Origin of the sequence: Bradyrhizobium sp. TM239 (assembly GCF_036247985.1) — a bacterium.
Classification (GTDB): domain Bacteria; phylum Pseudomonadota; class Alphaproteobacteria; order Rhizobiales; family Xanthobacteraceae; genus Bradyrhizobium; species Bradyrhizobium ottawaense.
The window spans coordinates 69,423-92,616 of record NZ_BTIR01000017.1; the positions used below are offsets into that span (position 1 = coordinate 69,423).

Annotated in this window: 22 protein-coding genes; 12 read left to right on the top strand and 10 right to left on the bottom strand. The window is 64.5% G+C overall.

Going from position 1 to position 23,194, the window contains the following annotated elements:
* The 3 genes from AABA84_RS25880 to AABA84_RS25890 all read right to left on the bottom strand — a co-directional run bounded on the left by AABA84_RS25880 (nucleotide 1) and on the right by AABA84_RS25890 (nucleotide 2,291).
* Complete coding sequence (locus AABA84_RS25880; protein ID WP_038950038.1) at nucleotides 1-582, bottom strand: TadE/TadG family type IV pilus assembly protein; 582 nt, start codon at nucleotides 580-582, stop codon at nucleotides 1-3.
* A 229-nt stretch (nucleotides 583-811) separates the two neighbouring features.
* Entirely contained in the window at nucleotides 812-1,312 is a 501-nt protein-coding gene (locus tag AABA84_RS25885) for a pilus assembly protein N-terminal domain-containing protein (protein ID WP_091955944.1), read from the bottom strand.
* A 151-nt stretch (nucleotides 1,313-1,463) separates the two neighbouring features.
* Entirely contained in the window at nucleotides 1,464-2,291 is an 828-nt protein-coding gene (locus tag AABA84_RS25890; protein WP_212245548.1) for a sterol desaturase family protein, read from the bottom strand.
* Between the two features lie 268 nt (nucleotides 2,292-2,559).
* On the opposite strand from AABA84_RS25890, the gene AABA84_RS25895 reads away from it, so the two are divergent.
* The 10 genes from AABA84_RS25895 (at nucleotide 2,560) to AABA84_RS25940 (ending at nucleotide 11,485) form a co-directional block, all read left to right on the top strand.
* Nucleotides 2,560-2,724: a Flp family type IVb pilin gene (locus AABA84_RS25895; RefSeq protein ID WP_094977073.1), complete on the top strand. Its 165-nt coding sequence runs from the start codon at nucleotides 2,560-2,562 to the stop codon at nucleotides 2,722-2,724.
* Nucleotides 2,725-2,799: 75 nt separating this feature from the next.
* Nucleotides 2,800-2,940 (top strand): hypothetical protein, encoded by a 141-nt coding sequence (locus AABA84_RS25900; RefSeq protein WP_212246237.1) that lies wholly within the window; start codon nucleotides 2,800-2,802, stop codon nucleotides 2,938-2,940.
* Between the two features lie 123 nt (nucleotides 2,941-3,063).
* Nucleotides 3,064-3,588: an A24 family peptidase gene (locus tag AABA84_RS25905; RefSeq protein ID WP_212245550.1), complete on the top strand. Its 525-nt coding sequence runs from the start codon at nucleotides 3,064-3,066 to the stop codon at nucleotides 3,586-3,588.
* A gap of 129 nt (nucleotides 3,589-3,717) precedes the next feature.
* Nucleotides 3,718-4,515 (top strand): Flp pilus assembly protein CpaB, encoded by a 798-nt coding sequence (gene cpaB / locus AABA84_RS25910; protein WP_212245551.1) that lies wholly within the window; start codon nucleotides 3,718-3,720, stop codon nucleotides 4,513-4,515.
* Between the two features lie 11 nt (nucleotides 4,516-4,526).
* Nucleotides 4,527-6,002: a type II and III secretion system protein family protein gene (locus AABA84_RS25915; RefSeq protein WP_212245553.1), complete on the top strand. Its 1,476-nt coding sequence runs from the start codon at nucleotides 4,527-4,529 to the stop codon at nucleotides 6,000-6,002.
* A gap of 20 nt (nucleotides 6,003-6,022) precedes the next feature.
* The gene (locus tag AABA84_RS25920; protein ID WP_338305660.1) at nucleotides 6,023-6,757 is read left to right on the top strand and encodes a CpaD family pilus assembly protein; all 735 of its coding nucleotides are present in this window, start codon (nucleotides 6,023-6,025) and stop codon (nucleotides 6,755-6,757) included.
* Nucleotides 6,754-8,022, top strand: a complete 1,269-nt coding sequence (locus AABA84_RS25925) for an AAA family ATPase (RefSeq protein WP_212245557.1) — start codon at nucleotides 6,754-6,756, stop codon at nucleotides 8,020-8,022. Before AABA84_RS25920 ends, AABA84_RS25925 begins: the two co-directional genes overlap by 4 nt.
* 21 nt (nucleotides 8,023-8,043) lie before the next feature.
* Nucleotides 8,044-9,513, top strand: a complete 1,470-nt coding sequence (locus AABA84_RS25930) for a CpaF family protein (protein WP_212245559.1) — start codon at nucleotides 8,044-8,046, stop codon at nucleotides 9,511-9,513.
* A 10-nt stretch (nucleotides 9,514-9,523) separates the two neighbouring features.
* Nucleotides 9,524-10,501, top strand: a complete 978-nt coding sequence (locus AABA84_RS25935) for a type II secretion system F family protein (protein WP_212245561.1) — start codon at nucleotides 9,524-9,526, stop codon at nucleotides 10,499-10,501.
* Nucleotides 10,502-10,510: 9 nt separating this feature from the next.
* Nucleotides 10,511-11,485, top strand: a complete 975-nt coding sequence (locus tag AABA84_RS25940; RefSeq protein WP_212245563.1) for a type II secretion system F family protein — start codon at nucleotides 10,511-10,513, stop codon at nucleotides 11,483-11,485.
* A 74-nt stretch (nucleotides 11,486-11,559) separates the two neighbouring features.
* Here AABA84_RS25940 and AABA84_RS25945 read toward each other — a convergent pair whose 3' ends face one another.
* Nucleotides 11,560-12,387: a tetratricopeptide repeat protein gene (locus tag AABA84_RS25945; protein WP_338313595.1), complete on the bottom strand. Its 828-nt coding sequence runs from the start codon at nucleotides 12,385-12,387 to the stop codon at nucleotides 11,560-11,562.
* Nucleotides 12,388-12,630: 243 nt separating this feature from the next.
* The gene (locus AABA84_RS25950; protein ID WP_018318792.1) at nucleotides 12,631-12,834 is read right to left on the bottom strand and encodes a hypothetical protein; all 204 of its coding nucleotides are present in this window, start codon (nucleotides 12,832-12,834) and stop codon (nucleotides 12,631-12,633) included.
* A gap of 200 nt (nucleotides 12,835-13,034) precedes the next feature.
* On the opposite strand from AABA84_RS25950, the gene AABA84_RS25955 reads away from it, so the two are divergent.
* Both AABA84_RS25955 and AABA84_RS25960 read left to right on the top strand, forming a co-directional pair.
* Complete coding sequence (locus tag AABA84_RS25955) at nucleotides 13,035-14,408, top strand: leucyl aminopeptidase family protein (protein ID WP_338313596.1); 1,374 nt, start codon at nucleotides 13,035-13,037, stop codon at nucleotides 14,406-14,408.
* A complete protein-coding gene (locus AABA84_RS25960; RefSeq protein ID WP_338313597.1) occupies nucleotides 14,401-15,255 on the top strand; it encodes a C40 family peptidase in 855 nt (284 codons plus the stop codon). Before AABA84_RS25955 ends, AABA84_RS25960 begins: the two co-directional genes overlap by 8 nt.
* Before the next feature lie 6 nt (nucleotides 15,256-15,261).
* Here the strand turns inward: AABA84_RS25960 and AABA84_RS25965 are convergent, their stop codons facing one another.
* Genes AABA84_RS25965 through AABA84_RS25985 form a run of 5 tightly spaced genes read right to left on the bottom strand, consistent with a single transcriptional unit; the run spans nucleotide 15,262 to nucleotide 22,996 of the window.
* A complete protein-coding gene (locus tag AABA84_RS25965) occupies nucleotides 15,262-16,899 on the bottom strand; it encodes an ABC transporter ATP-binding protein (RefSeq protein WP_212245571.1) in 1,638 nt (545 codons plus the stop codon).
* Between the two features lie 4 nt (nucleotides 16,900-16,903).
* Complete coding sequence (locus AABA84_RS25970) at nucleotides 16,904-18,082, bottom strand: ABC transporter permease (RefSeq protein WP_028142112.1); 1,179 nt, start codon at nucleotides 18,080-18,082, stop codon at nucleotides 16,904-16,906.
* On the bottom strand, nucleotides 18,082-19,191 hold the full coding sequence (locus AABA84_RS25975; RefSeq protein ID WP_212245573.1) for a microcin C ABC transporter permease YejB: 1,110 nt from the start codon (nucleotides 19,189-19,191) through the stop codon (nucleotides 18,082-18,084). The genes AABA84_RS25970 and AABA84_RS25975 overlap by 1 nt, the downstream gene beginning before the upstream one ends.
* A gap of 2 nt (nucleotides 19,192-19,193) precedes the next feature.
* The gene (locus AABA84_RS25980; RefSeq protein WP_338313598.1) at nucleotides 19,194-21,080 is read right to left on the bottom strand and encodes an extracellular solute-binding protein; all 1,887 of its coding nucleotides are present in this window, start codon (nucleotides 21,078-21,080) and stop codon (nucleotides 19,194-19,196) included.
* 14 nt (nucleotides 21,081-21,094) lie between these two features.
* Nucleotides 21,095-22,996 carry an extracellular solute-binding protein gene (locus tag AABA84_RS25985; RefSeq protein WP_338313599.1) on the bottom strand — a complete coding sequence of 634 codons (1,902 nt, stop codon included), beginning with the start codon at nucleotides 22,994-22,996 and terminating at the stop codon, nucleotides 21,095-21,097.
* Nucleotides 22,997-23,194 lie beyond the last annotated feature (198 nt).

Genomic DNA, 23,194 nt, shown 5'->3' on the forward strand with positions numbered 1-23,194 from the left:
TCAGAAGGGTTCGTTCTTGAAGGCCGTGGTCGCCACCATCAGCCGTTTGTTGCTGCACCCGATATTGTAACCGAGGCCGGTGACGATGAGCGGCCACTGATAGAACAGCCGCACCACGACGACCTGGCCGGAGGTCCCGGCACTGTACTGCATGCCGGTCGGGTTGAAATTGCAGGAATCGCCGTAGTTCGTCAGGCTTAGCGCCCCGAACGAGCTGGTGCTCACGACATCGACGTAGAGCTTGCTGCAATCGAACAGTGCCGGGATCTGCGTGCACACATAGGCCTTAAACGTCGTCTGGTCGCACGCCATGACCACGTTGGGCGTGGTCTGACAGGCCGCCACCGAACCGCCCTGCGCTTGCGCCTGGCCGGTCAGAATCGCGCGCGCGGAATTTTGCGAGATGGTCTCGAGCACCTGGCTCGCGAAGAACATGAGCGCCGTTTCGATGATGGCGAACAGCAGCCCGAAGAACATCGGCGCGACCAGGGCGAACTCGACGGCCGCGGAACCGCGGCGGTTGCCGCAAAACCGGCCCAGCGCTTTCCGGAGTGTGAACCTCGTAGGTGCAGGCGATGGCATCACATCAAATTCCCCAGCAACGGGCGATCAACTGTTCCGTTCAATAGCGGAAACTGATTGTTTAAGTGTTTCAGGCGATCCGCAGCCGGCGGACCGCGCCGTTAAGAACGCGTTAACCAGCCCCGACCCAAGCCCAGGGAAAGCACGGCGCGCGCGCCGAGAGTTCTGCCTGATATCCGCAAAGCGCGTGGCGGGATCCTGCCGGGGCAGCCCCGCCGATCGGTCCTGCTTAGTTGGACTTGGCCGGACCACCGCCGCCGCCACCGCTGGCGCTGGCGCTCAGCGAGCCGGCCTGGCTCATCGTGTTGTTGAAGTAGGTGTCGCTGTCGCCGAGCGTCACGCGACGCTGGCAAAGCGGCACGCAGCTGTAGGACTCGCGCTCGATCCCGCGATAGACGGTGACGAGCCGGTCGCTCGGACCTTCGACCTGGATCTGGCGGTCGACCAGGATCTCGCCGGCCCGGTCGAGCGCGATGAAATTGGTCGCACCATAGCCCTTGCCGGTCACGACGATCATGCCGCCGGGCTGGAGCGTGACGTCGGCGATCAGGGGATTGCCGACCACGATGGTCGCCACCTTGCCGGGCAGCCGCACCAGCTTGGCCTGGTCGACATTGACGGCGATGGTGTCGGCGGTTGGGTCGGCAAGGCCGGCAGCCGGCGATGCCAGCACCGCGGCCGCAACCAGAAGACAGACGCGCGCACGACGGCGCAGCAATTCTTTACGCATACTCTTACCCCCGGGACGTCACAAACCGGCAGAAGCGAACAGATAACAGCGGAGCCGGTGCCCGACCCCGCTAACCTGCCCTTAATTCGTGAACGTTCCGCAAACTCGCCGACTATTGTTTGAACAGACTGGCGTTTTACCGCCTTCGAGGCTAGCGGCGGAACGGATAGGCGAACTGACCCGCGATCTCCTTCGGCATCGTCGCTTCGTCCTTGCCGTAATCCTGCGGCAGTTCACCCTCGGGCATGCGGAAGGTGCCGAACAGAACATCCCAGATCGGGAACGTGCCGGCAAAATTGGTGTCGCCGCCCTGCTCGAGCGAGGTGTGGTGCCAGCGGTGGAACACCGGCGTCGCCAGCAAATATCTGAACGGCCCGAAGCTCCAGTTCAGGTTGGCGTGCACGAAGGCCGAATGGAAGGTCGTGAACGGGGCGAGCCAGACCATCGCGTTCGGGGAAATGCCGGCCATCAGCAGCACGACGTCGACGCCGATCGAGCCGAGCACGAGATTGACGGGATGGAAGCGGGCCGCCGAAATCCAGCTTATCTCCTCCGAGGAGTGATGGATCGCGTGGTACTTCCAGAACCCGCCGCCGTGGAACAGCCGGTGCAGCCAGTAAAGCATGAAGTCGGACAGGACCAGGAACAGCACGGCCTGGACCCAGAGCGGCATTAACGACAGCGGACCGTGGCCATTGTCGTAGAAGGCGATGAGTTCGTCTGCGTCGTGGATGTTGAAGACGAGGCTCGCGCCGACGATCAGAAGTCCGATCCGCATGGTGCGGGCGAACACCGGAACGAAGAACCAGTAGCAGATGTCGGTGACGATCTCGCGCTTGCGCCACCACGGCGCGCCGGCATTGCAGGCCCAGAAATGTTCGAGCACGGTGAAGACCGCCGCGAGCGCGAAGGTGATGGGGATCACCTTGACGATGGTCTCGCCGAGCATCAGGGCGACTTGCATGGGCAGGCTCGACATCGTCGCCTCTCTTGCGAATTCCAGCTCTGTTACGCCTACGCCGCGAAATTTAAGGGAGCGTGAAGCCGGCGCCGCGCTGACGGTACTTCCGGGACCGGAATGAATTACGGGCGCCGCCTTAAGACGAAATTCACTCTGGGCCAAAGCATCGCGCCGCAAGCGGGTTTGCCCGATCGAATTAACTCTACCGAAAGAGCTCGGCTCTCATGGTTATCGCGTCAAAGACGGCGCCGAACGAGGCGATCCCACCCCAGATGGAGTTATGTTCATGAAGAACTTGATTGCACGTTTCGCGAAGGATGAATCCGGCGCCACCGCTATCGAATACGGCCTGATCGCCGCCGGCATCGCGCTGGCCATCATCACCGTCGTCAACAATCTCGGCACCACGCTGAACACCAAGTTCACCGCGATCTCGACCGGCCTCAAGTAAAGCCGGACGAACGACGGCAAAAGCCCCGGACCTCCGGGGCCTTTGTTTATCTGAAGACGGCGAGTTCCAGTGGTGTTGCGTAAGTACAGAACCGATGCCGCGATCGCGGCGAATGACACAGCGGCGGCACAAGCCGGCTCGCCGGTCTATTGGGTCTGCCTTGCGCTGCTGCTTGCGACGGCCGCGCTCGCCGTGCGCATTGCCAGCCTCTGGTGACGACGCGGTCTGCGGCTTCAGCCTCCCGCGCCCCTTGCTGCCGTTGTCGGTTTGTTTAGCACTGCCGGCTAGCATCGCCCGACGCCAGCTCCCGCGGCAAACCCAGGCCTCAAGACGCAGCCCATGATCCTCGACCTTGCGCGCCTTCTGCTCTTCCCGGCCCTGATGGCGTTCGCTGCCGCGAGCGATCTCTTCACGATGACGATCTCGAACCGCGTGTCGCTGGCGCTGGTCGCCGGCTTCTTCGCGCTTGCCTTCGCCGGTGGCATGGCACCTTACGAGATGCTCAGTCATGTCGGCGCCGGCGCGCTTCTCCTGGTCATCGCCTTCACCTGCTTTGCGTTGGGCTGGGTCGGCGGCGGCGACGCCAAGGTCGCGGCCTCCGTCGCGCTCTGGTTCGGCTTCGCTCAGCTGATGAACTTCCTGCTCTACGCTTCGCTGTTCGGCGGGGCGCTGACGCTGCTCCTGCTCCAGTTCCGGCAATGGCCGCTGCCCTACGGGCTGGCGGGTCAGGCCTGGCTCGCCCGGCTGCACGCCAAGGAGAGCGGCATCCCCTACGGCATCGCGCTCGCACTGAGTGCGCTGATGGTCTACCCGGAGACCGAATGGGTGAAGGCGATTGATCTCGCTCACCTCGCGCTGCGCTGAACGCATCGGGTAAACCCGGCGTTAAGGCGATTTAGATACGCCTCATTAACCATGCTTTGACGAATAGCTGGTCAACTGCCGATCAAGGCGGCGGCAGCGTCGCGGCGTTTTGTTTGGAAAGTGAAGCGTATGAATAGGGCACGCATTGTCGTCCTGACGGTCGCCATCTGCGCCGGCGGTGTCGCCGCGTACCTGGCGAGCGGCTCGGACAATTCTGCGCCGCCCCCGGCCCCGGTCGCGCAGCTTCCGACCGTCGACGTCCTCGTGGCCAAGAACGACATCGGCCTCGGCCAGACCGTGAAGCCGGAAGATTTGCAATGGCAGACCTGGCCGGCCGCGACAGCCAGCGCCACCTTCATCCGCCGCAACGAGCGTCCCGAGGGCGTGACTCAGGTGACCGGTTCGATCGCGCGCGCGCCTTTCATTCAGGGTGAGCCGATCCGCGACCAGAAGCTGGTCAAGGCCGAGGGCTCCGGATTCATGGCGGCCATCCTGCCCAGCGGCATGCGGGCCATCTCGACCGAAATCTCGCCGGAGACCGGCGCAGGCGGCTTCATCCTGCCCAATGATCGCGTCGACGTCCTCCTCACGCGCCGCCTCAAGAACCCGGACCAGGCCGCCGGGGGCCAGGACGTCGTCACATCCGAGATCATCCTGGTCAATGTGCGCGTCCTCGCCATCGACCAGGCTCCGAAGGAGAAGGACGGCCAGAACGCCGTGGTCGGCAAGACCGTGACGTTAGAACTCACTTCCGCACAGACCCAGGCGCTTTCCTCTGCCCGTCAGGCCGGAACGCTCTCGCTGGCGCTGCGCAGCATTGCCGACGTCAAGATGAGCGAGATCACGCTCGACGAATCCGCCCAGAAGCGCGACGGCATCTCGATCATTCGCTACGGCATTCCGAGCTCGACGGCGAAAGCACGATGAGGACAGGCGACATGAAATGCAGGGCAGACCTGGCGACGATGCGAACCTCCATGGTCCGCGCCCTGTCGTTTTCGGCCGCCTTCGCGCTGGCATTCAACCCGGTGCTGACCCCCGTGGTTGCCGCCGACTATCGCCCCGCCGCGCCGGTGGCTGCCGACGGTCAGATGAACGCCCGCTTCCTCTCGCTCGGTGTCGGCAAGTCCATCGTGATCGACCTGCCGCGCGACATCAAGGACGTGCTGGTCGCTGACCCCAAGATCGCCAATGCGGTGGTCCGCTCGGCGCAGCGCGCCTACATCATCGGCGCCGCGATCGGCCAGACCAACATCGTGTTCTTCGATTCTGCAGGCCAGCAGATCGCGGCCTATGACATCGCGGTCAAGCGCGACCTCAACGGTGTACGGGCCGCGCTGAAGCAGGTCCTGCCCAATTCAGACATCCAAATCGACGGGCTCGGCGACGGAATCGTCCTGACCGGCACCGCGGCGAACCCGATGGAGGCGCAGCAGGCCAACGATCTCGCCGCGCGCCTGGCCGGCGGCGCCGACAAGGTGGTGAACTCGATCGTGGTGCGCGGCCGCGACCAGGTCATGCTCAAGGTGACGGTGGCGGAAGTCCAGCGCACCATCGTCAAGCAGCTCGGCATCGACCTGAGCGCCAACCTCAACTATGGCACGTCGGTGGTGAGCTTCACCAACTCCAATCCGTTCACGGCTCTCGGCAAGAACCTCGTGGACGGCAACAACCTGACGACGAAGTTCGGCGGCGCGACGTCGGTGCAGGCCACCCTGCGCGCGATGGAAACCGCGGGCGTGATCCGCACGCTGGCCGAACCGAACCTGACCGCGATCTCCGGTGAATCGGCGACGTTCATCGCCGGCGGCGAATTCCCGGTCCCGGCAGGTTATGCGTGCGACCCCACCACGCATGTCTGTACCACCCAGATCAGCTTCAAGAAGTTCGGCATCTCGCTCAACTTTACCCCCGTGGTGCTGAGCGAAGGCAAGATCAGCCTGCGCGTGATGACCGAAGTCTCCGAGCTCTCGAACGAGAATGCGATCACCCTGTCGCAGGCCGTGACTTCGACGTCGGTGAACTCGCTGACGGTGCCCTCGATCAGAACCCGCCGCGCCGAGACCTCGCTGGAAATTCCCTCCGGCGGCGCGATGGCGATGGCCGGCCTGATTCAGCAGCAGACCAAGCAAGCCATCAGCGGACTGCCGGGACTGATGCAGCTCCCGATCCTCGGCACGCTGTTCCGCAGCCGCGACTTCGTCAACAACGCGACCGAGCTGGTCGTGATCGTGACGCCCTATGTCGTTCGCGCGGTGGCGCCCAAGGACCTGTCGCGGCCGGATGACGGCTTCGCCCCGCCTGCGGATCCCCAGGCCCAGCTGCTCGGCAACATCAACCGTATCTACGGCGTGCCCGGCCGGACCGAACCGGCCAAGAACTACCGCGGCACCTACGGCTTCATCACCGACTGAGGCGGAACGGGGACTTCACGATGATCACAAGACCACCCCAGCTTCGCAAACGCGCCATCCTGCTCGGTGGTGCGCTCGTCGCCATGGCGCTCGCGCTCGGCGGCTGCCAGCATGACCAGGCCGTCACGGCCTCCATTCCGGACGACTACAAGCAGCGCCATCCGATCGCGATCGAGGAGCAGAATCGTTCGATCGTCGTTTTCGTCGGCCATGCCCGCGGCGGATTGACCGCCGCCCAGCGCGCGGACGTGATGGGTGTCGCATCGGCATGGTTGCACGAAGGCACGGGCGCCATCCGTATCGACGTGCCGTCCGGCACGCCGAATGCGCGTCCGGTCGCGGACACGATGCGTGAAATCCAGGCAATGCTGGCGGGAGCAGGCGTTCCGCCGCGCGGCGTCAACGTTCGCCCCTACCAGCCGGACGACAAGCGGTTCCTGCCGCCGATCCGGCTGACTTATTCCAAGATCGCCGCGGTCGCCGGTCCCTGCGGCCTGTGGCCTGACGACATCGGCCCTTCGATGAAGAACAAGAGCTGGTTCGAGAACAAGGACTACTACAATTACGGCTGCGCCTATCAACGCAACCTCGCGGCGATGGTCGACAATCCGTCGGACCTCGAGCAGCCGCGGCCAGAAACTCCATCCTACACGCAGCGGCGCATCAACTCTCTCGAGAAGTACCGCAAGGGTCTCACGACGGCGACCGCCTATCCCGAGGCCGACAAGGCCAAACTCAGCGACACCGGCAAATGATCAGCTACGCTCGCCAGACACACGAAGAGCAGCAGGACGCAGTTCCTCCGCCGGTCGAGGAACATATTGCGCCCGCGCCGCGCGTCTCGGTCCAGGCCTTCTGCGAGACCGTGGAGACTGCTGCCGCGGTCCAGGCGGCCGGCGAAGACCGCCGTCTCGGCAAGGCCCACCTGAAGATCCAGATGGGCGGCATGGCCGCTGCAACCGAGGCCTACCGCTCGGCGCCGACGCCGAACGTCATCGTGCTCGAAAGCGACGGACGCAACGACCTGCTGGGCGGGCTCGACCAGCTCGCCACCGTCTGCGACGCCGGCACCCGCGTGGTCGTGATCGGCCGCATCAACGACGTCACACTCTATCGTGAGCTGGTGCGCCGCGGTGTCAGCGACTACGTGCTCGCGCCGGTCGGCGCGATCGACGTCGTGCGCTCGATCTGCAACCTGTTCTCCGCGCCGGAAGCCAAGGCGGTCGGCCGCATCATCGCCGTGGTCGGCGCCAAGGGCGGCGTCGGGGCCTCCACCATCTCCCACAACGTCGCCTGGGCGATCGCGCGCGACCTCGCAATGGACGCCGTCGTCGCCGATCTCGACCTCGCCTTCGGTACCGCAGGGCTCGACTACAACCAGGACCCGCCGCAGGGCATTGCCGACGCCGTGTTCTCGCCCGATCGCGTCGACACCGCCTTCATCGACCGTCTGCTGTCGAAATGCACCGACCATCTCAGCCTGCTGGCGGCGCCGGCGACGCTCGACCGGGTCTATGATTTCGGTACCGACGCCTTCGACGCCGTGTTCGACACGCTGCGCTCCACCATGCCCTGCATCGTGCTCGACATTCCGCACCAATGGTCGGGCTGGACCAAGCGCGCCCTGATCGGAGCGGACGACATCCTGATCGTGGCTGCGCCCGACCTCGCCAATTTGCGCAATGCCAAGAACCTGTTCGATCTGTTGAAGGCCGCGCGCCCCAACGACCGGCCACCGCTCTACTGCCTGAACCAGGTCGGCGTGCCGAAACGCCCCGAAATCGCCGCCGCGGAGTTCGCCAAGGCGATCGAGAGCCAGCCGATCGTCTCGATCCCGTTCGAGCCGCAGATTTTCGGCTCGGCTGCGAACAACGGCCAGATGATCGCGGAGATCTCCGGCAACCACAAGTCGATCGAGATGTTCCTCCAGATCGCCCAGCGCCTGACCGGCCGCAGCGAGACCAAGAAGCAAAAGTCGTCCCTGCTTTCACCCCTGATTGACAAGTTGCGGGGAAAATAAGCCGCCGCATGGAGTTGTTAAGTGTTCGGTAAGCGTAGCGGAACAGACACCGACCTTCGGGCGCCCAAGCCCGGCGCCGTGTCGCCCGAGCCTGCCCAGGCTCCGGCGCCGACGGTGTCGCGCGCCCCGCCTCCGCCGGCCATCGCCTCGCCGCCGCTCGCTCCTGCCAAGGCGCCGCCGCCTCCGGCCATGGAGAGCCGGCGGTCGGACAACTATTACGAGGTCAAGGCGACCATCTTCGGCGCGCTGATCGAGGCGATCGACCTCGCCCAGCTCGCCAAGCTCGATTCGGAGTCCGCGCGCGAGGAAATCCGCGACATCGTCAACGAGATCATCGCGATCAAGAACATCGTGATGTCGATCGCCGAGCAGGAGGAACTGCTCGACGACATCTGCAACGACGTTCTCGGTTACGGCCCGCTCGAGCCTCTGCTGTCGCGCGACGACATCGCCGACATCATGGTGAACGGCGCCAACACCGTCTACATCGAAGTCGCCGGCAAGATCCAGCGCACGGGAATTCGCTTCCGCGACAACCAGCAGCTCCTCAACATCTGCCAGCGCATCGTCAGCCAGGTCGGCCGGCGCGTCGACGAATCCTCGCCGATCTGCGACGCGCGCCTTGCCGACGGCTCCCGCGTCAACGCCATCGTGCCGCCGCTGTCGATCGACGGCCCCACACTCACCATCCGCAAATTCAAGAAGGACAAGCTGACGCTCGATCAGCTGGTCAAGTTCGGCGCGATCTCGCCGGAGGGCGCTGAGATCCTCCAGATCATCGGCCGCGTCCGCTGCAACGTGCTGATCTCAGGCGGTACCGGCTCCGGTAAGACCACGCTGCTCAACTGCCTGACCAATTACATCGAGCATGACGAGCGCGTCATCACCTGCGAGGACGCCGCCGAGCTCCAGCTCCAGCAGCCTCACGTGGTGCGGCTGGAAACCCGACCGCCCAACATCGAGGGCGAGGGCCAGATCACCATGCGCGAGCTGGTGCGCAACTGCCTTCGTATGCGCCCCGAGCGCATCATCGTCGGCGAGGTTCGCGGACCCGAGGCGTTCGACCTGCTCCAGGCCATGAACACCGGCCATGACGGCTCGATGGGCACGCTGCACGCCAACAACCCGCGCGAAGCGCTGTCGCGCTGCGAATCCATGATCACGATGGGAGGCTTCTCGCTTCCCTCACGCACCATCCGCGAGATGATCTGCGCCTCGATCGACGTCATCGTCCAGGCCGCGCGCCTGCGCGACGGCTCGCGCCGCATCACCCACATCACCGAGGTGATGGGCATGGAAGGCGACACCATCATCACCCAGGACATCTTCCTCTACGACATGGTCGGCGAGGACGCCAACGGCAAGATCATCGGCCGGCACCGCTCGACCGGCATCGGCCGTCCGAAGTTCTGGGAGCGCGCCCGCTATTACGGCGACGAGAAACGCCTTGCCGCTGCGCTGGACGCGGCGGAAGTCGCGCCGCAGACGTGAGCAGGTCAGCATGAACATGCAGGTCCTCGCCCTCGCATTCCTTGCCACCGCGGCGGTCGGCGGTATCGCCTGGGTCTTCCTCTATCCGCTGCTGTCCGGGGAACGAAAGGCCGAAAGCCGCCGCGCCTCGATCTCGCGCGCCGAGGCGCCCACGGTCCGCCAGGCCGAGAAGTCCCAGCGCTCGCGCCGCGAGCAGGTCGAGACCACGCTGAAGGATCTCGAGGCGCGACGCCTGCAGGAGAAGAGCGCTCCGCTCCCCGTCCGCCTGTCACAGGCGGGGCTCGATTGGACACCGCAGAAATTCTGGATCGTCTCCGCCGCCGTAGCGGGCGCGTTCTTCGCGGCCGCTCTGTTCGCCGGCGGCGGCCTGATCGGTGCTGCCGGCCTCGCCTTTGCCGGCGGTTTCGGCCTGCCGCGCTGGGCGCTGGGCTTCCTCAAGAAGCGTCGCGAGGCCAAGTTCCTGGCGGCGCTGCCCGATGCGGTCGACGTGATCGTCCGCGGCATCAAGGCGGGCCTGCCCTTGTTCGAGTCGATCAAGGTCGTCGCGGCCGATGCGCCCGATCCGCTGCGCGGCGAGTTTCTGGCGATCATCGAGACCCAGGCGATCGGCATGCCTCTCGGCGAGGCCTGCTCGCGGCTCTATGATCGCATGCCGTTGCCGGAGGCCAACTTCTTCGGCATCGTCATCTCGATCCAGCAGAAATCCGGCGGCAACCTCTCCGAAGCGCTCGGCAACCTCTCCAAGGTGCTGCGCGACCGCAAGAAGATGAGGGAAAAGATCCAGGCCATGTCGATGGAAGCCAAGGCCTCGGCCGGCATCATCGGCTCGCTGCCGCCGATCGTGATGTTCCTCGTCTATCTCACGACGCCACACTACATCTCGGTGCTGTGGACCCATCCCACCGGCCAGCTCATGCTGGTCGGCTGCGTCGTCTGGATGGCGGTCGGCATCATGGTGATGAAAAAGATGATCAACTTCGATTTCTGACGGTGCAGTATGGTCCAGTTTCTCGTTGCGAAACTACATGACGTCCACTTCATGACCATGATGCTGGCGGCCATTGCCGCCAGCGCCACCGTCTATACGCTGGTAATGCCCCTGTTCGCAGGCGAGGGCCTCTCCAAGCGCATGAAGGCGGTGGCGAGCGAGCGCGAGCGCATCCGGCAGCGCGAGCGCGAGCGCCTTCACAAGAACGAGAAGGTCACGCTGCGCCAGACGCCGAAGCAGCTCGTCTCCAAGGTCGTCGAGGACTTCAACCTCACCAAATGGCTCGCGCAGGAGGCCGCGCGCGACAAACTGATCATGGCGGGTTACCGCGGTCAGGCGCCCTACATCACCTTCTTGTTTGCCCGCATGGTCGCGCCGCTGGTGCTCTTCGTCGGCTCGGTCGTCTACGTTTTCGTGATCGCGCATATGGAGCAGGCCATGCCGATCAAGATCGGCATCTGCATCGGCGCCGCCTATCTCGGCCTTCAGGCGCCGATGCTGTTCCTCAGGAACGCGATCTCCAAGCGCCAGCTCTCGATCAAGCGCGCCTTTCCCGATGCGCTCGACCTGCTCCTGATCTGCATCGAATCCGGCATGTCGGTCGAAATGGCGTTCCGGAAAGTCGCCACCGAGATCGTGGGACAGTCGATCGCGCTGTCGGAGGAGTTCACGCTGACCACCGCCGAATTATCCTATCTGCAGGATCGCAAGGTCGCCTATGAGAACCTGGCGCGGCGCACCGGGCTCGAAGGCGTCAAGTCGGTGTGTCTCGCGCTTCAGCAGGCGGAGCGCTACGGCACCCCGCTCGGACATTCCCTGCGCGTCATGGCGCAGGAAAATCGCGACATGCGCATGAACGAGGCCGAAAAGAAGGCTGCCGCCCTGCCGCCGAAGCTGACGGTGCCGATGATCCTGTTCTTCCTGCCCGTGCTGTTCGTCGTCATTCTCGGACCGACCGGCATCAAGATCTCCGAGATGCAATGACGCAAAGACGCGGGCCGCATGCGGCTCGCGGACGGCTTTCAGGATGAGACGATAGAAGAGACGATCAGCGCCGATCAGTCGGGCTGACTGAGCGAGGCGAGCGGCGTCCGCTTCGGTGCGCCGCGGGGAGCGTCGCTGCGGCTGAGCATCTCCTTGAGATAGGCGACGTTGGCCGCGGCCTGATCCGGTGGCAGATCCGCCTTCACGATGGTCTCGGCTTCGGCGAAGCGGCCCTGCAGACCGACGACAAGGCCGAGATTCTGCCGCACCCGGATGCTCGCACGCGGCGAGGCGTAGGCCTGCCGCAGCGCCTCTTCGGCCTTCGGAAGGTCTCTCGACAACATGTAGGACAGGCCGAGATTGGAGAGCACGCCGGGATCACCCGGTGCGATCTTGAGCGCGCTCGCGTAGTAGGAACGCGCTTCCTCGTGACGGCCCATCTGGTCCAGCGCGGTGCCCTGCACCGAGAGCAGGCGCCAGTCCGGATTGTCAGGCGAATGCGCTTTCGAAAGCACATCGTAGGCCTGCTGGAAATTGCCGTTGTCGGCGAGGGCGCGGCCGTATTGGGCGAGCAGCGCCTTGTTGCCGGGATTGGCGATGGTCGCCTGCTCGAGCACGGCGGCGGCCTGGGCGCGCTGACCGTTGGCGCGCAACGCCTGACCGTAGGCGAGCGCGGCATCGGCGTCCTTGGGATTGGCGCGGTAGCGCTCGCCATAGACCTCGACGGCGCGCACCGGATCTGCGGGCGCGCGATCGGTGGGACCAGCCTCCGCCCGTGGCCCGACCGAACCCGTCACGTCGGAGAGTTTCGACATGGCCGTGCAGCCGCCGAGGCCCATGGCCACCGCCGCGACCAGCGAGGTGGACGCAAGAAGCCGGGCAAGACTGAACCGTAGACGCATGACGCTTTGACTCTCGAGCCGATTGATCGAGCCGAACGCGCCAGCAATAGACTGTTAACCCTAACGGCCCGTTAACACCGCTCCCGGGCCGCGCCGGTCACGGTGGCGTCTGCGGCGGCGCCTCGCCGCCGAGGCCCAGATCGAGGCCGAACGCCCTCACCTGCCGGTCCAGCTGCCGCAGCAAAGGTGTAGAGCGCAATTGCCAAATCCTGTTCGGCGTCGTCGACGGTTTGTCTCGCCCGATCAATATTCGATGGCAAGCCGCTTGCGGATTTCGTCGACGCGCCTGTCGAGCGCATCGAACCGCGCGTGGACGGAGCGGTCATGGAGATAGAAGACGTAGCCGCCGGCAAGGAACGCGAAGATCCAATGGTGGTGCTCGACATAGCCGAAAATCGCCTCGATGGCCTCGCCAATGAATGTGACCACGCTCCACACAAATTCCATTGCATTTCCTCCCGGCGCGCTTTGTCGTCGGTCGCCTGATCTCCAACTCTGGCGACCGTTGCCGGAACCTAGCATGGCCCCCTTGCCGCGAGTAGCGGCTCGCTGAACGGTGGCAGCAAAGCCGATTGCAGCGGCGGCGAAACTCTGCGAAGTCTCATCCGTTCGCATGACCCGTTTGATCTGACGATCCGGACCCGCCAATGCCTTCTGTCTTCGAGACGTCACCCGCCGCCATCCCGATCTCCTTCGTCACCAAATCGAGCTGGGACCAGGTCGCCGAGGCGCTGCCGCCGTCGCAGCGCGCGTTCGCCACGGCATGCGCCTTTGCCGCCAAGCCGGGCGCCTATCTGGCGCTGCCGGCGCCCGACGGCGCAATCGCACAGGTGCTGTTCGGCCTCGAGGACGAGGGTGCAAGATCGCGCGACCTGTTCCGGCCCGGCGCCCTGCCCGGCCTGCTGCCGCCGGGCATCTATCGCTTTGCCAATGCCCCCCACGATGCGCGGCTGGCGGCCCTCGCCTTTGCGATGGGGCGCTACCGCTTCGCGCGCTACCGCAAGGCGGACAGGCCCGACGTCCGGCTGGTGCCGCCTGATGGCATCGATACGGCCGAGATCGAGCGGATCGCCGATGCCGCGATGCTCGCGCGCGACCTCATCAACACGCCGTCCAACGACATGGGACCGGAAGAGCTCGCCGCAGCCGCGCAAGACCTCGCCGCGGAGTTCGGTGCAAGCTTCGCCTGCACCGTCGGCGAGGAGCTGGAGAAGAATTTCCCGCTGATCCACGCCGTCGGCATGGCCTCCAGCCGTGCGCCGCGGCTGATCGACATCGGTTGGGGCGATCCTGATCATCCCAAGGTGACGCTGGTCGGCAAGGGCGTCTGCTTCGACACCGGCGGGCTCGACCTGAAGCCGTCGAGCGGCATGCTGATCATGAAGAAGGACATGGGCGGCGCCGCCAACGTGCTGGCGCTGGCGCGCATGGTGATGGATGCGAAGCTGAAGGTGCGGCTGCGCGTGCTGATTCCAGCGGTGGAGAATGCGGTCGCCGGCAATGCCTTTCGTCCGCTAGACATCTTTACCTCGCGCAAGGGCATCACGGTGGAAATCGGCAATACGGATGCGGAGGGCCGGCTGGTGCTCGCCGACGCACTGGCGCTGGCTGACGAGGAAAAGCCCGATCTGCTGATCGATCTGGGCACGCTGACCGGCGCCGCGCGTGTCGCGCTGGGACCGGATCTACCGCCGTTTTACACCAATGATGAGGGCCTTGCCGCCGACCTTTCGCGCTGCGCGGTGACGGAGAACGATCCGTTGTGGCGCATGCCGCTATGGCCACCTTACGATGCCTGGCTGGACTCCAAGACGGCCACCATCACCAACGCACCGTCAGGCGGCTTTGCCGGCTCGATCACCTGCGCGCTGTTCCTGCAACGCTTCGTCGAGCAGGCCAGAAGCTGGCTGCATGTCGACATCTACGGCTGGACGCCGTCGGCAAAACCCGCGCGTCCCGAGGGCGGCGAGTGCCAGGCCGCGCGCGCCATCTACAAAGTGCTGGGCGAGCGCTATGCATGATCCAGAATACGATCCGAGGCTGACGCCGGCGCGGGGCGACCTCGCCGCGAAATATCTCGAAGGCAAGGTCAAGGCGGATCGCTTCGTCACCGGCGAGGAATTCGAGGTGGTTGATCCGGTCGCGCCGGTGCGGGAGCAACCATCGTCGGGCGCGATGCTGATGACAGAGGCGCTGCGCGGCGAACGCGTCACGGTCTACGACCGCAACGGCGAGGGCTGGGCGTGGGGCCAGCTCAATGGCGATGGCTATGTCGGCTGGCTGCCGGATGCGGCGCTGGTGAAACCCTCGGCCACGCCGACCCATGTGGTCAGCGCGCTGCGGACATTCGCCTTCCCCGGTCCCTCGATCAAGCTGCCGCCGACCGACACGCTCGTGATGGGATCCAGGCTGGCTGTGGCGCGCGAGGACGGCAGCTTCGCCGTGACGCGCGACGGCCATTACCTGCCGAAGACGCATCTCGCCCCGCTCGATCATCGCGCGCCGGACTTCGTTGCTGTCGCCGAGCGCTTCGTCGGCACGCCCTATCTCTGGGGCGGCAAGAGCAGTCTCGGCATCGATTGCTCCGGCCTCGTCCAGGTCTCGCTGACATCGGCGGGGATCGGCTGCCCGCGCGACAGCGACATGCAACTGGCCGGTCTCGGCCGCGCCCTGGAGCCGCATCAGCGAAGCAGCTTGCTGCGCGGCGATCTGATCTTCTGGAAGGGCCACGTCGCCATCGTCCGCGATGGCAGCACCATGGTTCACGCCAACGCCCATCACATGGCGACCGTGGTCGAACCGATCGAGCCGGCGATCGCGCGGATCAGGCAGGCCGGCAGTGAGGTCGTCGCGATCAAGCGGTTATGACGGGGATTACGTCGCCACCGAGCCGTTCCCGGCCGTCTCCAGCCGGAACGCTGCCGCGAACAGCGCGCGCGTGTAGTCGGTCTTCGGAGACTTGAACAGCTCGGCGGCCTGTCCCTCTTCGACCACCTTGCCGCCGCGCATCACGATCAGGTGGCTCGCAAGCGAGGCCACGACGCGCAAATCGTGCGAGATGAACATGTAGGTGAGCTCGCGCTTGCGCTGGAGCTCGCGCAACAGATCGACCATCTGCGCCTGGAACAGCATGTCGAGCGCGCTGGTCGGCTCGTCCAGCACGACGAAATCCGGCTCCAGCACCACCGCCCGCGCGATGCTGATGCGCTGGCGCTGGCCGCCGGAGAATTCGTGGGGATAGCGGTAGCGGGTGTCGGGCTTCAGCCCGACGTCTTCCAGCGCCTTGACGACGCGCGCCTCGCGTTCTTCCCGTGACAGCTTCGGCTGATGCACCGAGAGACCTTCGGCGATGATGTCGGCGACCGACATGCGCGGCGAGAGCGAGCCGAACGGGTCCTGGAACACGATCTGCATGTCGCGCCGGAACGGCCGCATCTCCTTGAAGCGCAGGCCCTGGATGTCGTTCCCCAGGAACACGATGCGCCCGTTCGAGGAGATCAGCCGCAGCAGCGCCAGCCCCAGCGTGGTCTTGCCCGAGCCTGACTCGCCGACGACACCGAGCGTCTCGCCCTTGCGCACGGCGATGCTGACGCCGTCGACCGCCTTGATGTGGCCGACCGTCTTGCGCATCAGGCCGCGCTTGATCGGAAACCAGACCTTCAGGTCGTCGGCGGACATCACCACCGGCGCATCCGGCTGTGGCGGCGCCGGATCGGGCTTCGGCTCGGCCGCGAGCAGGTCGCGCGTATAGGGATGCTTGGGGGTCCTGAAGACCTGCTCGACCGGCCCCTGCTCGACGATCTCGCCGCTCTTCATGACGCAGACGTGGTCGGCGATGCGGCGCACGATGCCGAGATCATGGGTGATGAAGAGCAGGCTCATCCCGAGCCGCGAGCGGATCTCGGCGAGCAGCGCCAGGATCTGCGCCTGCACGGTGACGTCGAGCGCGGTGGTCGGCTCGTCCGCGATCAAGAGGTCCGGCTCGTTGGCGAGCGCCATCGCGATCATCACGCGCTGGCGCTGACCGCCGGAGAGCTGATGCGGATAGCTGTTCAGCCGCGTCTCCGGCTCGGGGATGCCGACCTGCGTCAGAAGCTCCAGCGTTCGCCTGCGCGCCTGCGCATTGCTGGTCGGATTGTGCAGCTGGATGATCTCGCCGATCTGCGCCTCGATCGTGTGCAGCGGATTGAGCGAGGTCATCGGCTCCTGGAAGATGATGGAGATATCGCTGCCGCGAATCTCCCGCATCTGCTGCTCGGATCGGTCGATCAGCTCCTGCCCCTTGAAGCGGATGCTGCCCGAGGGGTGCGAGGCGTTCGGATAGGGCAACAGCTTGAGGATCGAGAGCGCGCTGACAGACTTGCCGGAGCCGGATTCGCCGACCAGCGCCAGGCATTCGCCGCGCTTGATCTGGAACGAGACCTTGTCGACCGCGAGCGTCGTGGCGCCGCCCTGGTGGAAGGCGACCGAAAGGTCGCGAACGGCAAGCAGGGGCTGGTTGATCGCGTCCATCGGCTTACCTGAACGTCTTGCGCGGATCGAAGGCGTCGCGCACGGCTTCGCCGATGAAGATCAGGAGCGACAGCATGCTCGCGACCGAGAAGAAGCCGGAGAAGCCGAGCCAGGGGGCCTGCACATTGGCCTTGGCCTGCGACAGCAATTCGCCGAGCGACGGCGATCCCGGCGGCAGGCCGAAGCCCAGGAAATCGAGCGCCGTCAGCGTCATCACCGAACTCGACACGATGAAGGGCAGGAACGTCATGGTCGCGACCATCGCGTTCGGCAGCAGGTGGCGGAACATGATGACGGGGTTGGAGACGCCGAGCGCCCGCGCCGCCTGGATGTATTCGAAGTTGCGTCCGCGCAGGAACTCGGCCCGCACCAGACCGACCAGCGAGACCCAGGAGAACAGCAGGAGGATGCCGAGCAGCACGAAGAAACCGGGCACGAGCACCGAGGACAGGATCAGGAGAAGATAGAGCGAGGGAATCGCCGTCCAGATCTCGATGAAGCGCTGGAAGATGAGATCGACCCGCCCGCCGAAATATCCCTGCACCGCTCCTGCTGCAATGCCGATAACGGACGAGACGATCGTGAGGCAAAGGCCGAACAGCACCGAGATGCGGAAGCCGTAAATCAGCCGCGCGACCACGTCGCGCCCCTGATCGTCCGTCCCGAGCCAGTTGTATTCGAGGTCGCGGCAGCTCTTCAGCCCCTTCTTCTCCACCACCGGCTTGCATTGCGCTTCGGTCAGCATCCAGGTCGGCTTCGACGGTGCCGGCGTCGGCAGGTCGAGATTGTGAGTGTCGTAGGAGTAGCGGATCAGCGGCCAGACGATGGTGCCGTTCTTGTCCTTGATCAGCTTCTGCAAATAGGGATCGCGATAGTCGGCCGCGGTTTCGAAGTCGCCGCCGAAGGTGGTTTCCGAATAGGTCACGAAAGCGGGCCAATAGAGCCGGCCGTCGAACTTGATCAGGAAAGGCCGATCGTTGGCGATCAGCTCCGCGAACAGCGAGACCACGAACAGGATGATGAAGATCCAGAACGACCAGTAGCCGCGGCGGTTGGCCTTGAAGTTCTGCCACCGCCGCCTGTTGAGCGGCGAAGGCGCGAAGGGCTTGCGCGTGATCGGAACGACCTCACCCAGCGGGGACTGGGTCGTGGTCTCGATCGGCGTCGGCGCGGTAATCGTCATCAGACCTCCCGCGCCTCGAAATCGATCCGTGGGTCGATCCACATATAGGTCAGGTCGGAGACCAAATTGATCACGAGGCCGACCAGCGAAAAGATGTAGAGCGTGCCGAACACCACGGGATAGTCGCGGTTGAGCACGCTCTCGAAGCTGAGCAGCCCCAGCCCGTCCAGCGAAAAGATGGTCTCGATCAGAAGCGAGCCCGAAAAGAAGGCGTGAATGAACGTCCCGGGGAAGCCCGCGATCACGATCAGCATCGCATTGCGGAAGACGTGGCCGTAAAGCACTCGGCCCTCGCTGCAGCCCTTGGCGCGCGCGGTCATGACGTACTGCTTGCGGATCTCGTCCAGGAACGAGTTCTTCGTCAGGAACGTCATGGTGGTGAAGGCACCGAGCCCCATGGCGATCAGCGGCAGCGTCAGATGCCAGAAATAGTCGATGATCTTCCAGTACCAGGGAAATTGCGACCAGCCGTCGGAGGTTAGTCCGCGCAGCGGGAACCAGTTGAAGAAGGAGCCGCCGGCAAACAGGATGATGAGGAGGATCGCGAACAGAAAGCCTGGAATGGCATAGCCCAGCACGAGAATGGTCGATGTCCAGGTGTCGAAGCGCGTGCCGTCCTTCACCGCCTTGCGGATGCCGAGCGGGATCGAGATCAGATAGGTGATCAATGTCAGCCAGATGCCGAGCGAGATCGAGACCGGCAGCTTCTCCTTGATCAGTTGCAGAACGCTGACGTCGCGGAAATAGCTCTTACCGAAATCGAAGCGGGCAAAATTCCAAACCATCAGCGCGAAGCGCTCCGGCGCCGGCTTGTCGAATCCGAACTGGGCCTCGAGCTTCTTGATGAAGTCGGGATCAAGGCCCTGCGCGCCGCGATATTTCGAGTTGATGGCATCGCCGCCGGCACCCAACTGTCCCGGCGCGCGCTGCGCAAAATCGCTGCCGCCCGAAATGCGCGAGGTGCCGCCGGTGTCGGCGCCCGAGAGCTGTGCGATCACGCGTTCGACCGGTCCGCCCGGCGCGAACTGCACCACGATGAAGGAGACGAAGAGAATTCCGAGCAGCGTCGGGATCATCAGCAGGATGCGGCGGGCGATATAGGCGCTCATGATTATTTCGCCTGCTCGAGCTTGGCCGCCTTGGCGCGGTCGGACCACCAGATGTCGGGAGCGCCGACGCCGTTGGCGTAGCGCGGCAGCTTCTGGGAATGGCTGAACTGATCCCAGTACGCGAGCCGGTGCGTCTTGTTATACCATTGCGGCACCCAATAGCGGCCGGCGCGGAACAAGCGGTCAAAGGCACGGCAGGCGATGGTCAATTCCTCGCGGCTCTCGGCTGCCATGATCTTCTCGATCATGGCGTCGATCGCCGGGCTGGCGACGCCGGCGAGATTGTAGGAGCCCTTGGTTGCCGCGACTTGCGACGAGAAGAACGCCCGCATGGCATCGCCCGGCGTTGCCGACATGCTGAAGCGCTGGATCGTCATGTCGAAGTCGAAATCCTCCACGCGTGCGCGATATTGCACGGCATCGACGAGGCGGAGGCTCGCCTCGATGCCGAGCGTGCCCAGATTCTTGATATACGGCGCGTGATGCGGCTGAAGCGAGGGCTCCTCCGCCAGGAATTCAATCTTGAACACCTCTCCGCTCGGCAGCATTCGCTTGCCATCCTTGATCGGAAAGCCGGCCTCGCTGAGCAGCTGCTGCGACTTGCGCAAGAGCGCGCGGTCCTGCCCCGATCCGTCGGACACCGGCGGCTCGAAGGGCGCAGCGAACACCTCGTCGGGAACCTGACCACGGAATGGCTCGAGCAGCTTCAGCTCTTCCGGCGACGGAGGTCCGTTGCTCGCCATGAGATCGGAGTTCTGGAACGGCGACACCGTACGGGCATAGGCGCCGTACATGATGGTCTTGTTGGTCCACTCGAAGTCGAAAGCGTCGATCAGGGCCTCGCGTACGCGGGGATCTCTGAATTTCTCGCGCCGGGTGTTGATGAACCAGCCCTGCGCGCCGGACGGCGTGTCGTCGGGCACGATCTCGAGCTTGACGCGGCCATCCTTCACGGCCGCGAAGTCGTATCGCGTCGCCCAGATGCGCGAGGTGAACTCTTCCCGGTAGAGATAGTTCTTGCCGGTAAATCCTTCGAAAGCGACGTCGCGGTCGCGATAGAACTCATAGCGCACGACATCGAAATTATAGGTACCGCGGCAGGGCGGCAGATCGGCGGCCCACCAGTCCTTCACCCGCTCATACTCGATGTAGCGATTGACCTCGAACCTGCCGACCTTGTACGGACCCGAGCCCAAGGGAATATCCAGAGACGATTCTTCGAACGGGCGAGACGCGTAATACGCCTTCGAGAAGATCGGCAGGCTCGCGGCATAGAGCGGCACGTCCCGCGCCCGGCCCTTGACAAAGGTAACGACGAGCGTTGCATCGTCGACCGCTTCCGCGCTGACCATGTCGCGCAATTGCACGATGATCAGCGGATGGCCCTTGGTCTTCAGCGCCGTCAGCGAAAACGCCGCATCATGCGCGGTGAGCTTGGTGCCGTCGTGGAATTTCGCCTCCGGCCGCATCGTGAAGCGGTAGACCAGCTTGTCCGACGATATCTGCACGGATCTGGCGGCAAGCCCGTACATCGCATCAGGCTCGTCGTTCGCGCGCACCATCAGCGGCGCGAAGGTCATGTCCATGCCTTGCGCGCCGTCGCCCTTCAGGATGAAGGCGTTGAGCGAGTTGAAGGTCTGGTAGGATTGGTTGTAGGCGCGCACCGACGGAATGAGCGAGAACGTGCCGCCCTTCGGGGCATCGAGATTGACGTAGTCGAAATGGTGGAAGTCGGCGGGATATTTGAGATCGCCGAAGGCCGAGATGCCGTGCGCCTCAACCCCGGCTTCCGATGCATGCGCGCCACGCAGCAGCTGCGCATTCAGGGACGCACCGACGGCGCCGCCGACACCCAAGGCCAGCACGCGGCGGCGTGACATCTGCGTCATGCGGGGAATGTCCTTCACGACTTCTTTGCGATCCGCGCCGCCTTGTCTGCGTCGTACCACCAGATGAAGGGGAAGCCGGACTGACCGTATTTGGGCATTTCCGTCGGCCGGCCGAAGCGGTCCCAGCGCGCGGTGCGCACCTTCGTATAGGTCCACTGCGGCACGACGTAATGATTCCACAGCAGCACGCGGTCGAGCGCCTTGGTCGCGGCGACGAGATCGTCGCGATCCCTGGCGTAGATCACCCGCTCGATCAGCTTGTCGATTGCCGGATTCTTGATGCCGCCAATGTTGCGCGAGCCGGCGATGTCAGCCGTCTTGGACGACCAGAATTCGCGCTGCTCGTTGCCCGGCGACTGCGACTCGCCCCACGAGTTGGTGACGACATCGAAATCCCACTCGCGCGTCCTGTTCTCGTATTGGGTCGGATCGACCGTCCGCACGCTGACGGCGATGCCGAGCCGCTCCAGCGACGGCTTGTAGAACAGGGTGATCCGCTCGAAGCTCGGATCCGAGTTCAGCAGTTCCAGGGTGAACTGGGCGCCGGTTTTGACGTCGGTCAGCTTGCGGTCGCGCACCTCGTAGCCGGCCTCCTTGAACAGGCGCAGCGCCTCGCGCAAATTATCGCGCACGGCTTCCGGACTGCCGCCGACCGGATTGGTGTAGGCCGTGGTGAAGACTTCGGGCGGGACCTGGGTGCGAACGGTCTCGAGGATCTCGAGCTCCTTGCCCTGCGGCAAGCCGGTTGCCATGAGCTCGTCGATGCCGTCGAAATAGCTGCTGATGCGCTTGTACTGGCCGTAGAAGATCTGCTTGTTCATCTCCTCGAAGTCGAACGCATAGTTGAGCGCACGCAGCACGCGGGGGTCGCTGAACTTGGCGCGGCGCAGGTTCGGCACGAACGCTTGCATCACGCCCGAGCTGCGATTGGCGAACTCCTCGAGGATCACGCGCTTTTCGCTCACGGCCGGGAAGTCGTAGGCGGTCGCCCAGTTCTTCGCGCTGTTCTCGGTGCGCCAATCGACCTGGTCGGCCTTGAAGGCCTCGATCGCGACGGTGGCGTCGCGGAAATATTCGTAACGCAGCTCGTCGAAATTGTTGCGGCCGACATTGGAGGCGAGGTCGCGGCCCCAATAGTCCTTGACGCGCTCCAGCGCGATCGACCGTCCTGCAACGAATTCCTTGACCCTGTAGGGGCCGCAACCAAGCGGCACTTCGAGCGTGGTGGCGGAGACATCGCGCTTGCGGCCTTGCGCGTCGGTCCCCTCCCACCAATGCTTCGGCAGGACCGTGAGTTGCCCCACGATCTGCGGCAGCTCGCGGTTGCCCGGCGCGTCGAATACGAACTTCACCTCGCGCTCGCCGAGCTTCTCGGCCTTCACCACATGGCTGTAATAGGCCGAGTACATCGGGTGGTGCTTCTTGAAGGCATCGAGCGAGAAGATCACGTCATCTGCGGTGACAGGCTTGCCGTCGTGCCATTTGGCCTGCGACCGCAAGCGGTAGGTGACGAACGAAAAATCGTCCGGATGGCTGACGGCCTCGGCCAGCGCGCCGTATTCGGTCGAGACTTCGTCGAGCGAGGGCGTCGTGAGGGATTCGTAGATGAATGCCACGGCACCTGCGACCTGCCCCTTCACGCCCGACACGACGATGTTGAAATTGTCGAAGGTGCCGACCGCGATCTGGCGCGCAACGCCGCCTTTGGGCGCTTCCGGATTGACGTAGTCGAAGCGCTTGAAGTCGGCGGGGTACTTGACCTTTCCGAACAGCGACAACGCGTGGCGCCACGGTAGCTCATTCGCCGATTGCGCCTCGGCACTGCCGACGACGGAAAGGCCCGCTACGGAACCGAGGGCGGGGAGCGCTGCGGCCGCAGTGCCGGTGAGCAGGAGATCGCGTCGGGTAATGGCCAAATCAATAGTCCTGTCTTGAAGGAGGCTACTCCTTTAAGGTCCCAATATAGGCGAGGTTTCGACCGAATATGTTGCTTTTTCCTCATCTTGGAAGGCCGAACGGCCTGTCTGATGCGGCCAAACGCCCCGATAAACTCACCGCGAGGCCCGGATAAGGAAACGGCCAGGCTTTTCAGCCTGGCCGCATATTCCAAGATC